Source organism: Donghicola sp. (assembly GCF_025210255.1).
GTDB lineage: Bacteria > Pseudomonadota > Alphaproteobacteria > Rhodobacterales > Rhodobacteraceae > Donghicola > Donghicola eburneus.
On sequence record NZ_JAOARZ010000029.1, the window covers coordinates 66719 to 81180 of the forward strand.

Annotated in this window: 15 protein-coding genes; 6 read left to right on the plus strand and 9 right to left on the minus strand. The window is 60.5% G+C overall.

What is annotated here, in order from left to right; genetic code table 11:
- Positions 1-21 precede the first annotated feature (21 nt).
- Positions 22-1065 (plus strand): serine/threonine protein kinase, encoded by a 1044-nt coding sequence (locus tag N4A58_RS14135; protein WP_293710678.1) that lies wholly within the window; start codon positions 22-24, stop codon positions 1063-1065.
- Positions 1066-1068: 3 nt separating this feature from the next.
- Here N4A58_RS14135 and N4A58_RS14140 read toward each other — a convergent pair whose 3' ends face one another.
- Both N4A58_RS14140 and N4A58_RS14145 read right to left on the minus strand, forming a co-directional pair.
- Entirely contained in the window at positions 1069-1716 is a 648-nt protein-coding gene (locus tag N4A58_RS14140; RefSeq protein WP_293710680.1) for an RluA family pseudouridine synthase, read from the minus strand.
- Positions 1716-2171 (minus strand): GAF domain-containing protein, encoded by a 456-nt coding sequence (locus tag N4A58_RS14145; RefSeq protein ID WP_293710682.1) that lies wholly within the window; start codon positions 2169-2171, stop codon positions 1716-1718. The genes N4A58_RS14140 and N4A58_RS14145 overlap by 1 nt, the downstream gene beginning before the upstream one ends.
- Positions 2172-2396: 225 nt before the next feature.
- On the opposite strand from N4A58_RS14145, the gene N4A58_RS14150 reads away from it, so the two are divergent.
- The 3 genes from N4A58_RS14150 to N4A58_RS14160 all read left to right on the plus strand — a co-directional run bounded on the left by N4A58_RS14150 (position 2397) and on the right by N4A58_RS14160 (position 4784).
- Positions 2397-2735, plus strand: coding sequence for an STAS domain-containing protein (locus N4A58_RS14150; RefSeq protein WP_072709450.1), 339 nt, complete (start codon positions 2397-2399; stop codon positions 2733-2735).
- A complete protein-coding gene (locus N4A58_RS14155; protein ID WP_072709266.1) occupies positions 2725-3144 on the plus strand; it encodes an ATP-binding protein in 420 nt (139 codons plus the stop codon). Before N4A58_RS14150 ends, N4A58_RS14155 begins: the two co-directional genes overlap by 11 nt.
- 62 nt (positions 3145-3206) lie before the next feature.
- Positions 3207-4784: a gamma-glutamyltransferase family protein gene (locus tag N4A58_RS14160; RefSeq protein ID WP_293710687.1), complete on the plus strand. Its 1578-nt coding sequence runs from the start codon at positions 3207-3209 to the stop codon at positions 4782-4784.
- Between the two features lie 32 nt (positions 4785-4816).
- On the opposite strand, the gene hspQ is transcribed toward N4A58_RS14160, so the two are convergent.
- On the minus strand, positions 4817-5143 hold the full coding sequence (gene hspQ / locus N4A58_RS14165) for a heat shock protein HspQ (protein ID WP_072709262.1): 327 nt from the start codon (positions 5141-5143) through the stop codon (positions 4817-4819).
- 201 nt (positions 5144-5344) lie between these two features.
- Here hspQ and N4A58_RS14170 point away from each other — a divergent pair, with 201 nt between their 5' ends.
- Positions 5345-5929: a transglycosylase SLT domain-containing protein gene (locus tag N4A58_RS14170; RefSeq protein ID WP_072709260.1), complete on the plus strand. Its 585-nt coding sequence runs from the start codon at positions 5345-5347 to the stop codon at positions 5927-5929.
- A gap of 24 nt (positions 5930-5953) precedes the next feature.
- Here the strand turns inward: N4A58_RS14170 and N4A58_RS14175 are convergent, their stop codons facing one another.
- The 4 genes from N4A58_RS14175 to N4A58_RS14190 form a co-directional block, all read right to left on the minus strand.
- Positions 5954-6559, minus strand: coding sequence for an outer membrane lipoprotein carrier protein LolA (locus N4A58_RS14175; protein ID WP_072709258.1), 606 nt, complete (start codon positions 6557-6559; stop codon positions 5954-5956).
- A gap of 79 nt (positions 6560-6638) precedes the next feature.
- A complete protein-coding gene (locus N4A58_RS14180; protein ID WP_293710693.1) occupies positions 6639-9632 on the minus strand; it encodes a DNA translocase FtsK in 2994 nt (997 codons plus the stop codon).
- Positions 9633-9644: 12 nt separating this feature from the next.
- Positions 9645-10841 (minus strand): aminotransferase class I/II-fold pyridoxal phosphate-dependent enzyme, encoded by a 1197-nt coding sequence (locus N4A58_RS14185; protein WP_293710695.1) that lies wholly within the window; start codon positions 10839-10841, stop codon positions 9645-9647.
- 117 nt (positions 10842-10958) lie between these two features.
- Complete coding sequence (locus N4A58_RS14190) at positions 10959-12290, minus strand: amidase (RefSeq protein ID WP_293710697.1); 1332 nt, start codon at positions 12288-12290, stop codon at positions 10959-10961.
- A gap of 86 nt (positions 12291-12376) precedes the next feature.
- Here N4A58_RS14190 and N4A58_RS14195 point away from each other — a divergent pair, with 86 nt between their 5' ends.
- Positions 12377-13603: an FAD-dependent oxidoreductase gene (locus tag N4A58_RS14195; protein WP_293710699.1), complete on the plus strand. Its 1227-nt coding sequence runs from the start codon at positions 12377-12379 to the stop codon at positions 13601-13603.
- A 6-nt stretch (positions 13604-13609) separates the two neighbouring features.
- Here the strand turns inward: N4A58_RS14195 and N4A58_RS14200 are convergent, their stop codons facing one another.
- Positions 13610-13792: a Trm112 family protein gene (locus tag N4A58_RS14200; protein WP_293710701.1), complete on the minus strand. Its 183-nt coding sequence runs from the start codon at positions 13790-13792 to the stop codon at positions 13610-13612.
- On the minus strand, positions 13789-14436 hold the full coding sequence (locus tag N4A58_RS14205) for an LON peptidase substrate-binding domain-containing protein (RefSeq protein ID WP_293710921.1): 648 nt from the start codon (positions 14434-14436) through the stop codon (positions 13789-13791). The genes N4A58_RS14200 and N4A58_RS14205 overlap by 4 nt, the downstream gene beginning before the upstream one ends.
- Between the last annotated feature and the right edge of the window lie 26 nt (positions 14437-14462).

The window sequence follows — 14462 nt, forward strand, 5'->3', positions numbered from 1 at the left end:
AGGCAGAATACTCAGGCGGGCATGAAAACTTTGCCCGCCGATACCCAGTTTGTGCAGGAAACTGTACACAAGCGTGACCCATTCTCGGAAACCGTCTCTGGCTATTCCGCCGATGACCCGAGCGAAAAGCTGGTCATGCGCCGCCTTGGCTCTCTGCCGCTCTGGTCCCGCTGGATCGGATGGGCGCTGGCCCGCAAGGAAATCCGCGGGCTCAAAGCGGTCGCTGGCATTGAGGGCACCCCCCAATTGATACGTGTGGACCGCGAGGGCATTCTGCGGACATGGAGCCACGGCACCCCCCTTCAGCTCGCCAAACCCAAAGACGCCGCATGGTACAAGGATGCCAAGCGCCTACTGCGCGAGATGCGCAAGAGGGGTGTGAGCCATAACGATCTTGCAAAGCCGCAGAACTGGTTGATGACCCCCGATGGCCGCGCCAGTGTCATCGATTTCCAGCTAGCCGCTGTTCATAGCAACCGTGGGCGATTGCACCGAATTATGGCCTACGAGGATCTGCGCCACCTGCTGAAGCAGAAACGGAAATACGCGAAATCCCTTCTGACCCCTGCCGAGAAGAAGATGCTAGAGCGCCGCGCGCTGCCGTCACGCATCTGGATGGCGACGGCAAAGCCGCTCTATAATTTCGTGACCCGCAAACTAATGAATTGGTCCGATGGCGAGGGCACCGAAAACCGTGTCGCCAAAGAGGGCCCCGCCCTGCGCGAAGAGCTGATGTCCCATCCGCGCGTACAAGAAGTCGCCTTCGCGACCTTTGCTCTGCCCGCACGCGGCGTCGGTCTTTATGGCTTTGTCGAGACGGATCTGGATCAGTCGATCGTGCGCAGTTTCATCCCCGAGAAGCGGGTTGAGCATCTGCAGGCCGTCATGCGACTGCCGCGAGGCATGGATGGATCTATCCGCAGCGACATCCTGCAACTGGTCGCCATGAACCGCGCCGAAGAGCTTCAGATGGTGATGGAGCAGGACTCAGCCTTGGCCGAAACCCTGCGCCCAATCGTCAATGAACGCCTAAATCTGACGGACCGACAACTGCGCGGATCGTAACGCCTAGAATGTTGCTTTGGCGCGGAATTTCAGCCCGCGCCCGTCTTCGGGGTGCTTGAGCTTGAGCTCCTCGGAGTGGAGCATCAGACGCGGAAACGCCAGCGCCTCCCCCTCAGCATAGAAGGGATCCCCCAAGATCGGATGTCCGAGCGCCAGCATATGCACGCGCAACTGGTGACTCCGGCCAGTTTTTGGCATCAACCGCATACGGGTTTCGTTGTCGCCGCGCTTGATTACCTTCCATTCCGTGACCGCTGGTTTGCCGTTCTCGTGGTCCACCATCTGCTTGGGACGGTTCGGCCAATCCACAATCAGCGGCAGGTCGACAGTGCCTTCGTCGCCCTCAACATCGCCATAAACGCGGGCAACGTAGGTTTTCTTGGTCATCCGCTTCTCGAATTGCAGACCCAAGTGCCGTTGCGCTGCGGGCGTCTGAGCAAAGACCATCACACCCGAGGTATCTCGATCCAACCGATGCACCAGCAGCGCCGTCGGAAAGACCGCCTGCAAGCGGCTGATCAGACAGTCTGCCAGATGCTCACCCTTTCCGGGCACGGACAGCAGGCCGCTGGGTTTATTCACCAGGATGATATGCGCGTCTTCGTGCAGGATCTCGAGCGGTTCAGAAGGCGGATTGTAGGCGTCACTCATCACAGATGCCCGAAAGTCGCGGCAAGAATCGCTGCCAGTTGGTCAGCGTCCTGCTGATCAAAGGCATCTGGCTGATTGCTGTCGATATCCAGTACGCCTATCACGTCGCCAGCCTTATTGAAGACCGGCAGGACAATCTCTGACCGCGTGCTGGTCGAACACGCGATATGTCCGGGGAATGCTTCGACATCCGCGACCAGTTGGGTTTGCTGAGTCCGGGCCGCCGCACCGCATACGCCGCGCGAGAATGGAATCACCAGACATCCGTGACCGCCTTGGTACGGCCCGATTTTCATCAGGTCCGGCTCTGTAACGCGGTAAAACCCCGTCCAATCAAAACGGTCATCTGCGTGATGCAACTCGCAGGCAAGAGTCGCCATCAGCGCAACCTCGTCGGTTTCGCCGCTGGTGAGGGCAGCGATAGTCTTGGCCAGAGTCTCGTAATCTGCGCGCATTGGGCCTCCGATCCGTCGCGCGCCGTGTGATGGCACGCGGATTTGACTGTGATCTCTAATATCCGGACCCGATATCGCGATTTGGCAAGAATCGCCAGCCATCGCGTCGGGCGCCTTGCTCGTGGTGCATTTGCCTCAAATCGTTTGGAAAAGCCCTGCCGCCGGTTCTGAATTGATTAACGAACCGCCCGTAGCTTGACCGAGGAACCACTCATGGAGGGGACATTGGACCTGACTCATACTGATTACCCCGGTCTGCGCGTGATTCACGTGGCGGCGGGTCGGATCGATTCCGCAGCAGCCATCCAGTTCAAGGATCAGATGCGCGAATTGACCCACGACTTGGACTATCGGGCCGTTTTGGACCTGCGAAACGTCAAATTTATCGACTCGAGCGGGCTAGGGGCGATCGTTGCATCGATGAAGCAGATGCCATCAGGCATTCGACTGGATCTGGCCGATCTACAGTCGGACGTCGCGCGCGTTCTGCGCTTGACCCGTATGGACAAGGTCTTTGTCATTCACGAAGCTCTGGATACGGCGGTGGCTCCCAATGGGATCTAGGCATAGTGCGCAGTTCAGTTGCGAGGCCACAGCACTCGCAGTGCGCCACACGCTGGAAGAGTTGACGGGGCGGCTTGCGGATTGGGCCGTGCCGCCTGACCCGCGGGTCGAACTGGCCGTGGCAGAAGCGATGAACAACATCGTTGAGCATGCCTACGCGGACAATCCCACCGGCCGTATCCGGCTGGATCTGGAATTGTTGCCCGAGGGCGTCTCGATCGCGTTGTCTGACCGCGGTGTCGCCATGCCTGACGGCGCCGTTCCCGTTGGATCTATGCCCGCACCGGAAACCCTCCCCGAGGGCGGCTGGGGCTGGAGCTTGATCCACGCCTGTTGCGACGGTCTGCACTACGAACGGGTCCAAGGTGCCAACGAACTGACCATGGTTTTCCAACAGGTGGAAATCTAGGCTCGGACAGCTTGGCTTCTGAAACACGCAAGGTACTCTTGCCCCAATATCAGGGAGGTATCATGCGCGATTTTCATCAACCCGGCCGGTCCATGGTGATCGCCGCGAACGGGATGTGCGCAACATCGCATCCGATCGCGGCTCAAACTGCCATCAGCACGCTGCAAGCTGGCGGTAATGCGATGGACGCTGCGCTATCGGCAGCAGTTCTGCTCGGCATTGCCGAGCCGCAGATGACCGGCATCGGCGGCGACTGCTTTGTCCTCTTTAAACCCTCTGGCTCCGAAGATGTGCTAGCGCTCAACGGATCGGGCCGCGCCCCGGCAGGTGCAAGTGCCGCCGCCTTTCGCGAGAGGGGCCTGAGCACGGTCCCCACCGAAGGCGCAGATCCGGTTACAATTCCTACCGCAATGGACGCCTTTTGCCGGCTGAATGCAGACTGGGGCCGCATGACGCTTGGCGATGTTCTGGCCCCCGCCATTCGCTATGCCGACGACGGGATTCCGATCGCGCCGCGCGTTGCGTTCGACCTCGCCAAGGATGCGCCACGCCTCAGCGAATCGGGTCGGCGCCACTATTTGATCAACGGAGAGCCCCCACGCGCTGGCCAAATCTTCCGCGCACCCGGTCAGGCAGAAGTCCTGCGCAAGGTCGCACAACAGGGTCGCGACGGCTTCTACACAGGCGAAGTCGCTGAGGATATGGTCAACACTCTGCGCGCCGCCGGTGGATGCCACACGCTGGATGATTTCGCCAACGCCGAGGCAAATTACACCACACCGATCAGCAGCGCGTACCAAGGAATCGAGCTGCTAGAGCATCCGCCAAACGGCCATGGCGCGACCGCGATGCTGATGCTGAACATCCTGTCCAAGTTCGATTTGCCGTCGATGGGCCTGCTCAGCGCCGATCGCGCTCACGTCGAAGCCGAAGCCGCGAAACTGGCCTACGACACCCGCAATCGCGTGATCGCGGACCCTGACCACTGCGCGCGACTGGACCACATGCTTTCGATTAAGACGGCGGATAAATTGGGGGCCCTGATCCAGATGGATCAAGCTCTGCCCATGCCCGCCCCTAGCGCCGAAGCGATCCATAAAGACACGATCTACATCACTGTCGTCGACAAAGACCGGATGGCGGTGTCCTTGATCTACTCAATTTTTCACGGCTTCGGCTCGGGACTCGCGAGCGATAAATTCGGGATTTTGCTCCAGAACCGTGGTGCGGGTTTCACGTTGGAAGAGGGCCACCCGAACGAACTTGCGCCAGGTAAGCGCCCGCTGCACACCATTATTCCTGGAATGCTCCGCCGCAATGGCAAGGTCCTGATGCCCTTTGGCGTCATGGGCGGGGCCTATCAACCGAACGGGCATACGCGCCTGATCACGAACCTTCATGACTTTGGCTTGGACGTCCAAGAAGCATTAGACGCACCACGCAGTTTCGCGGACGGGCAAACCATGCAGGTCGAACGCGGCTATTCAGAAGAGGTAAGAGCCGATCTAGCACAGCGCGGCCATAATGTCGTTGTGCCCGAGACGCCCTTGGGCGGCGGACAGGCGATCATTTTGCGAGAGGATGGTTTGCTAGAAGCCGGCTCGGACCCGCGCAAAGACGGATGCGCTCTCGGCTACTAACCGATCAAAGCCTTGCCCATCTGGCGGGGCTTTTAATTCAGTTGAACTTCGAGCGGGTAGAAGCCGTCGGAATACGGACCGAACATCTCTGCGATATCGGGATGGTCCACAGGCTCGCCCGAGGTATCCATCATGAGGTTCTGTTCGGACACATAGGCCACATAATAGGTGGTCTCGTTCTCGGCAAAGAGATGGTAGTAAGGCTGATCGCGCTCGGGGCGACTGTCCTCTGGGATCGCCTCGTACCACTCTTCGGTGTTCGAGAATTCGGGGTCCACGTCAAAGATAACACCGCGAAAAGGATGCTTGCGGTGACGGACAACCTGTCCCAGATGATATTTGGCGAGAAACGTTTCCATACCTGCGGCCTAACTGTCTCTTTCAAAGCCCGCAAGGGGCCAAGGGTGATTCCGCACTCTATCCGGATTTTTCACCAGCCCGCACTAAATGGCTATGTTGGCCTATCTTTCAATGGGGCAAACACGATTTCTTACATAGTGTGATTTGCTGTGAGACCGCATATTCCTTATAGTGAACACAAAGAAAAGCGAGAGAGGCAGATGAGCAGACCCTTCCGCGCCCTGATGTTACTTCTGCTGTTGGCTTCGTGCGGCAGCTCCGATTATCGCGCTCCGCGCGATTTGGAAAATGCCTGTGCGATCGTCAAAGAACGGCCCCATTATCTGCGGGCCATGCAGCGTACAGAGCGGAAGTATGGCGCCCCCGTTCCCGTCCTGATGGCCATGATCCATCAAGAGAGCAAATTTATCGGCAACGCCAAAACGCCACGTAGTTACGCGCTAGGCGTGATCCCGATGGGCCGCATCAGTTCGGCTTACGGCTACTCGCAAGCGCTGGATGGCACTTGGGAAGAGTACCAAAAAGAAACTCGCAATCGCCGCGCGCGCCGTGATGACATCGACGACGCGACAGATTTTATGGGCTGGTACATGACCAAGACGGTCCAAAAAAATGGCATCCCGATGTACGACGCCCGCAACCAATATCTAGCCTACCACGAGGGACACGCAGGCTTCCGCCGCGGATCCTATCGCAGCAAAGGCTGGCTTGTGAACGTTGCGAACCGCGTTGCATCGCGCGCCCAAACTTACCAAGCACAACTTATTGCCTGCCGCCGCTACTAAGCAGCGGCGGCCACAGCCTGCGCTTTACTGACGGCGCAGGCGTTCGTGCTCAATGTTGAAGAGCGCGTTGCTCAGGCTCATGCCTGTCTTCGTATCCCCAAGGATCATCGTCGTCTGATTGCCGCTGTCGTCCGTGATCACCCACTGGCGCAGCTCAACAGGGTTATCGGTAAACACGAGCTGAATGTTTCCATATTCGGGATGCTCGGGATCTTGAGCCGTAACAACAGTGGTGTTGTCCACTTGGCGGTGCCCGGTGACCATTCGTGCCTGCCCCAAATTCACATTCTTGGCCAGAATGATGCTCAGCGGCGTACGGCGTAGGGGATAAATGTTCGCGTTATCCGGTGACACGGGGTCAAACACAGCGACTTGGCTCCCCCCAGCCATAACAAGCGCATTGTTCGGCGGATTGTATTCGAACCGCGCACGACCGGGACGCCGGATATAAATCGTTCCCGTATCGATGCTGCCATCGGCGTTCACTTGGGTGAAGTCGCCCTGCACGGTCTGAAGGTCATTCAGGTAGGCCGACAAACGGTTCAAAGAGATCGGGGCCGCGAATGCTGGCGCAGCGATACTCAGGAGGGCGCCGACCAGCGGCGCGATGACAAAGGCACGTCTTTTCATAAGGCAATAAATAAGGGCTGTATGTGTTTCATACAGCCCCCAACGTTTTCACAAGGCAGTAAGTTGCCTGTCACAATCGCTATTCTTGCTCTGGCACCAGAATTTCGCGCTTGCCCACGTGGTTGGCGGGACTGACGAGCTGGTTTTCTTCCATTTGTTCGACCAGACGCGCGGCTTTGTTGTAGCCGATGCCCAGTTTCCGCTGGATGTAGCTGGTCGAGCATTTGCGGTCTTTGATCACGATCTGCACCGCTTGGTCGTACAAGGCATCCTCGCCCCCCGTGTTCCCGCCGGTGTTCAGACCCAGAACCGCGTCGAGTTCTGATTCTTTCTCGGCATCGGGGCCGGACTGCACGCCACTGACGTATTCCGGCGGGCCGTAAGCCTTGAGGTGGTTGACGATTTCTTCGACTTCCTCGTCGCTGACAAAGGGGCCGTGGCAACGCTGGATACGGCCGCCACCTGCCATGTACAGCATGTCACCCATCCCCAGCAGCTGCTCGGCGCCCTGCTCGCCTAGAATGGTGCGGCTGTCGATTTTCGACGTCACCTGGAAGGAAATACGCGTCGGGAAGTTCGCCTTGATCGTACCGGTGATCACGTCCACAGACGGACGCTGGGTCGCCATGATCAGGTGGATACCGGATGCTCGGGCCATCTGCGCCAGACGCTGGATGCAGGCTTCGATCTCTTTGCCCGCGACCATCATCAGATCGGCCATCTCGTCGACGATGACGACGATATAGGGCATCGCCTCGGGTGCGAATTCCTCGGTCTCGAAGACGGGATCGCCGGTGTCATCGTCAAAGCCGGTCTGAACGGTGCGGCTGAACATCTCGCCCTTGGACAGGGCATCCTTAACGCGGCCATTGTAGCCGTCGATGTTCCGCACGCCCATCTTGGACATCTTGCGGTAGCGCTCTTCCATCTCGGCCACGACCCATTTCAGGGCGACGACAGCCTTTTTCGGGTCGGTCACAACGGGCGACAGCAGGTGCGGGATGCCGTCATAGACCGACAGTTCCAGCATCTTGGGGTCGATCATGATCAGGCGGCACTCGTCCGGGGTCAGTCGGTACAGCAGCGACAGGATCATGGTGTTGATCGCCACCGACTTACCCGAACCCGTGGTACCCGCGATCAGGAGGTGAGGCATCTTGGCCAGGTTCGCGACAATCGGATCACCGCCGATATCCTTGCCCAAAGCAAGGGGCAGCTTCAGCTTGTGATCGTCGAACGCGCGGCTCGACAGGATCTCGCGGAAGACAACCATCTCGCGCTTTTCGTTCGGCAGTTCGATGCCGATGACGCTGCGACCGGGCACGGTGGATACACGGGCCGACAGGGCCGACATCGAGCGCGCGATATCGTCCGCTAGGCCAATCACCCTGCTGGCCTTGAGGCCGGGCGCAGGCTCCAATTCATACATGGTGACAACAGGACCAGGGCGAACACTGACGATTTCGCCTTTGATACCGTAGTCATCCAGCACGTTTTCCAGCATCCGCGCGTTCTCTTCGAGCGCGTCGTTGGACAGGGTGTAGCGCTCCACACTGTCGGGACGGGTCAGCAGATCCAGCGGGGGCAGCTCGTATTCGTCCTCGGGCGAGTGGTAGATCGGCACGGCACTGCGCGGTTCGTAAGAGCTTTTGGCCGGAACAACGGTCTGCGGGCGCGGCGTCGGAACCTCGGACGCGGACTTGTCGTAGGACTGATAGGCGACGGCCTGCTCTTCGTAGGCGGGCTCTTCCGGCTCGGCGGCATAGGTCTGCACTTCGTCCACCTCGGGCTCTGGCGGCAGGGGCAGTTCAATCCGTTCAGAGCCATCCTGCAAGGATATCTGGATGCCGGCCAAATTCTCCATCCCCATCGCTGCGGGAACCTCTGCGGCGGGCGTGTCGGGCACCACGTCAACCTGAGTAGCGGCAACCTCTGCCACGCTGGGCGCCAAAATGGGCGGATCTTCGCGGCTTGCGGTCAAAGGCGGCTCGCCGCGGCGGCGGTTCGGCTGGCTGGTGTCCAGAATCAGAGCGTCGGGACGACGGCCACGCCCTTTGGTCAGCGGGGCCTCTTCGGCAGCGGGACGACGCGTGCGGGTCCGAACGACGTCTGTAATGCGCGCGCGGATACGGTCCTCGGCAGGAGCCTCGACCTCGTGGTCCGGTCCTTCGTTTTCCACAAGCTCTGGCTCGGGCATCACGGCGGGGGCTTTGTTCCGCCGCAAGAGGTTCGGCATCAGACCGCGCAGGCCGCCTTGCTCTTCGGGGGCGTCGTCCTCGACCAAGAATTCGGGATCTTCTTCGTAGGCGTCCTGACGGATCACGCGGGCGGTGCGCGACGGTGCATAATCCTCTTCGATCATGTCATAGTCGTCTTCGGTGTTCCGGCGTGCACTCATAGCACGGGCCCCAGCGAGCGCGCCACCAGCGCCACGGCCCATCAGGCGCATCAGCCCGTCATAGGCGTGGATCAAACCGTGCAGCAAGAACCGGCCACAACGGCGTAATTCGTCTTTGGTAAAGCCCAGAACCAGCGCGGCCAGCGCCAAAACCACAGGTCCCAGCAGCAACGAGATCAGTTTAAGCGAAATGCCAGTCGCCAAGGGCAGGATGGCCAGCGCCATCCCCATCAGCATATCGCCCAAATGGCCACCCAGACCGCTGTCCTGCGTCCACGCCTCGCCCGGTGTCAGGGACGATGCGTACATGGCGCAGATCACGACCCACACGGGCGCCATCATCAGGCGCGATACAGCGCGGTCGGACCCACGATGCAGCACAAAGCGCAGACCCCAGCCGATCAGAAGCGCGACAAACGCCAACGCGCCCCAGCCGATGATCATGAACACTGGTGCCGCGATCGAAGCACCAGTCCGTCCCAGCATATTCTGCACAGGCGCGTCCGTTGCGGACAGGAACGACGGGTCGGACGGCGTGTAGGTCAGGCTCATCGCCGCTCCAGCCAGTCCCAGCACGGTCAGCGCTAGCCCGAACAGCTCTTTGCCACGGCGTTCGATCAGTTCCTGCGTGTTGCTATCCAACAGAGGGTCGCGTTGTCTTGTCTGATAGGCCATCGGTCCTCCCTCTTATTGCTCGTAGAGACACGCTTTGATCGCGGTCAGGCCGCGGCGCACCTCTTCTGCCGAGGCGACAAGCGCCACGCGGATGTATTCATCGCCTGGGCTCACGCCGTTGGCGTCGGGCTTGCTCAGGTAGCGACCGGGCAGCACACGCACACCTGTTTCGGTCCAGAGCTTGACGGCAGCTTCTTCGCCATTCGGCACCCGCAACCACAAGAAAAACCCCGCTTCGGGCGACATGTAGCCCGGCGTGTTCCCCAGAATTTCGTCGGCAATCTCGAACTTCTCGCGGTACAGGCGGCGGTTCTCGATCACGTGGTCCTCATCGGCCCAGACCTTTTCTGACACACGCTGGATCGGCAGGGGCAGCGGCGCACCGGAATAGTTCCGCAACTGCTTCATATGCTTCAGGCTCTCGGGGCCACCTACGGCAAAGCCAGAGCGCAAACCGGGCAGGTTCGAACGCTTGGATAGCGAATGGAAAATGATGACCCGCTCGGGGTCTGCGCCCATCTTGGTTGCGATTTCCAGCGCACCGGGGGGCGGTGTGTCGCGGTAAATCTCGGAATAGCACTCATCCGCCAGAATGCGGATGTCATGCTTTTCGGCCAAAGCGATCAGATCGCGCCAGTATGATTCCGACGCCACGGCCCCTTGGGGATTCGCGGGCGAACAGATGTAAAGCATCGCCGCACGGTCCAGAATATCGGTCGACAGACCCGCGAAATCAGGCAGGTGACCTGTCTCGGCAGTGGCTGGCACGAACACAGGTTCGGCCCCGGCACTGATCGAGGAAATCATGTAGACCTGATAGAACGGATTGGGCATCAGAACGGTCGGACGCTGGCCGTTTTTCTGCTCTGGGCAGAGGGCCATGCCGACGTTGTACAGACCTTCGCGCGTCCCGTTCAGAGGCAAAATCTGGGATGCTGCGTCGATCTCGACACCATATCTGCGATGAACCCATGCTGCGATGGCATCCCGCAACTCGGGCGTTCCGTCGTTCGGGGGATAGCTGTTGAACCCGTCCATATTGGCCGCCATCACGTCCTTCACCCAGTCGGGGAAAGCGTGCTTGGGCTCACCAATCGTCATGTGGATTACGTCGCCTCCGGGCTGGAGATGATCCAGCAGCGCCCGCAGACGCGGGAATGCATACGGGGGCAGCGACGCAAACCGCTCGGGGAACGGGTCGTTTGTCATGGGTCCTGCTATTTGCCTCTTATCAGGGCGCGATGGCCCTTGTTTTTGGGCAAGAATAGCTAAGCCGAGCCTTCACGTCCAGTTCAGCGAAGGCCCCATTAGTATGGGTGTGGCTTTTCAGGCGCGAAGGGCGGCCTCGGCGGCGGCCCCGATATGCAGCAGCCGTTCCTCGCTGCCCGCGAGACCCATCAGGCTGATCCCCGTCGAAGGCACCCCAGTCGGCAGCGTCAGCGCTGCACCGCCGGTCAAATTCCCGATTCGCGTGTTGCGCAAGGCCAGCAGATTTTCCTGCGCAAAGTACCCGTGATCCGCCATCAGATCGTCGATCTTTGGCGGCATAGAGGGTGCGGTGGGCAGCAGCACTGCATCGAAGCCCGCGACCTTGGCGGCATAGCTTTGGCGCAGGTTGTCCAGTGACAGCCACGCTTTGACATAGTCCATCGCGCTATGGTCACGTCCTGCACGGAAACGTTCGAGCACGGGCGGGAACATCTTTTCCGGCGCACTCTCAATCAGATCGCCGCAAGTGCCATAGGTTTCCGGCGTGTACAGGACGCCCGCCATGCCCATGATCTCTGCCACTTCGGGGATTTCGACTTCGAGCAACGTGGCGCCAGCAGCCTCTAGCTTGCGCAGCGCAGTTTGGAAGCCTTCGGCAGGTGTGTCGCGCAAATCGTCTTGCGCCACGGTTTTCAGCACGGCAAAGCGGCGACCAGACAGGCTGCTGCCCGCCAGATCGGTCGCCTTGGCACCTGTCAGCATGGCGAACATCAGCGCCGCATCCTCGACCGAGCGGGTCAGCGGGCCAACCGTGTCGAATTTCGCGGCCAGTTTCACCACGCCATCCAGAGAAATCCCCCCCGACGTCGTCTTGAGGCCCACCAGATCGCTCCAGCACGCGGGCACACGCACCGATCCGCCGGTGTCCGACCCAACGGCCGCCGCCGCCAAGCCCCATGCAACCGATGCCGCCGCCCCAGAGGAGGACCCGCCTGACACGCATTCAGGCGCATTAATATTTGGCGGACTCTCGGTCACGGGGTTCAACCCTAGGCCCGAGAAGGCCAGTTCAGTCATGTGGGTTTTGCCCAGACAGACGCTGCCTTGCAGGGTGGCTTCGGTCAGAACTGCGGCGTCTGCATCAGGCACGCGACCCTCAAGCAGCGCCGAGCCTGCCTCAGTTGCGACGCCCGCGCTGTCGAACAAGTCTTTCCAACTGATCGCCACACCGTCCAGAATGCCACGACGCACCCCTTTTTTGGCGCGAAACGCCGCGGCTTCGGCCTCTGCCATCGCGCGTTCCGGCGTCAGCCGGGCATAGATGCGCGTGCCGTGCGGATGATTGGCAGCCGCGTCCAGATAGGCTTCGGTCAGTGCGACAGGGTCCAAGGTCCCCTGCCCGATCGCACGTCCTTGATCTGCCGCGCTTTTCGTCAACCAATCCTGCATTGCTGCCTCCGTCTAAATGCCGCAGATGGACCCTATCCCTGCCGTATCCCGTGGACAATCCCGACCGGCAGCGCATATTGCAAGGCATGACCCAGACGAGTGACATCCTGATCGTCGGCGGTGGGCTGGCTGGCCCATCCCTGGCGCTTGCACTGGCCCAACAGGGCCTGACTGTAACCATCATCGACGCGCTGCCTGCCACCACGCGGGCAGAGAGCGGCTTTGACGGGCGCTCTTATGCGCTGTCGCTGGCCAGCCAGCGGCTGCTTGGCGCGCTTGGCCTCTGGCGCGATCTGGCGGACACCGCGCAGCCCATGCTCGAGATCAAGGTGTCCGACGGCCGCGCGGGCGAAGGCCCCTCGCCATTCTGGATGCATTTCGACCACGCCGAGATCGAAGAAGGCCCAATGGGCTATATGGTCGAGGATCGTCACCTGCGCCCCGTTCTCTTAGCCGCAATGGATGCAGAGCCGAATATCACCCAGATTTCTGGCCAGACCGCAGTCGACCAGACCGTTGAAGCCACTGGCGTAACTGTCACGCTCGACAATGGCGACACCCTGCGTACTCGGCTGCTGATCGGCGCTGATGGTCGCCGTAGCGGCGTGCAGGCCCGCGCGGGCATCAAACGCAGCGGGTGGGACTACAACCAGACCGCTCTGGTCTGCGCGATTGAGCATGAGAAGCCCCACTTTGGCACTGCCCACCAGTTCTTCATGCCGCCCGGCCCGCTGGCGATCCTGCCCCTGCGCGGCAATGTCAGCTCTATCGTCTGGAGCGAGCGCACCGAACAGGCCGCCGCGATCAACGCGCTGGACGACGCCAGCTATATCGAAGTTCTGCGCCCTCGTTTTGGCGACTTCCTCGGCGACATCAAACTGGCGGGGAAGCGATTCACCTACCCGCTGAACATCACCATCGCGAACAGCTTTGTCGCCGACCGCGTGGCGCTGATCGGAGATGCCGCGCACGGGGTTCACCCCATCGCGGGTCAAGGCCTGAACGCAGGTCTAAAAGACGTCGGTGCACTGGCCGAGGTCCTGATCGACGCACAGCGCCGCGGCGAAGATATCGCCAGCCCACTGGTTCTGGAGCGTTATCAGGAATGGCGCCGGTTCGACGCGACCTCGATGGCGCTGGCCATGGACGCATTCAACAAGCTGTTCTCCAACGACAACCCGCTCCTGCGGATGGGTCGTGATCTGGGGATGGGTGTGATCAACGCGATGCCGCGGCTGCGCCGGACCTTTATCCGCGAGGCGGCGGGTCTGACCGGGGATGTGCCCCGCCTGCTCAAGGGCGAGGCGCTGTAAGCTGGATCAATCCAGCTTGCGAGCCTCATCGGGCAGCATAATCGGGATACCGTCGCGGATCGGGAACGCCAGCTTGGCCGACTTCGAGATCAGCTCCTGCTTTTCCGCGTCGTATTCCAGCGTGGTCAGGGTCAGCGGACAGATCAGCGCCTCTAGCATACGGCGGTCAAAAGCGGTTGCTGGGGTCATTGCATGAAATCTCCGGAGTCGCTGCCACTGTGCATGGCATATTCGAGCAGCGTTATGAGCGTCTCGCGCCGCGTGGTCAATGACGGCGCCTCTAGCAGCGCTTGCTTGTCCTCGGGCGAGAACGGACACAGCATCGACAGCGCGTTGATCAGCATCTCGTCGTCCGCATCGCCAAGGCTTTCCCAGTCCGTCGACAGGTTTTGGGACGCAAAATAGCGCGACAGCAGGTCCATGAACGGATCGCGGTCAAAGGCTCCATCGGACTCGGGTTTCCCAAGATCGCGCTCAAACCCGCTCCAATCCACTTCACAGCGGCGATAGGGGGTGAATCCGTCAATCTCGCGCTTCATGCGGAAACGCGACACGCCGGTCAGGGTAATCATGTAGCGGCCGTCCTCGGTTTCCGAGAACTGGGTCAAACGACCGGCACAGCCGATGGTACTTAGGCCCGATGCGCCCCCTGCCGGCCCCTTCTCGGGCTGGATCATGCCAATCAGACGCTGAGGCGTCTTCATGCAGTCTTCGATCATCGCCAGGTAGCGCGGCTCGAAGATATGCAAAGGCAACCGGGCACGCGGCAAAAGCAGCGCGCCAGGCAGGGGGAAAATCGCAATTGTTTCGGGCAGATCAGATGATGACAGCATACGCATCAACTAGGCCCCGTTAGCGA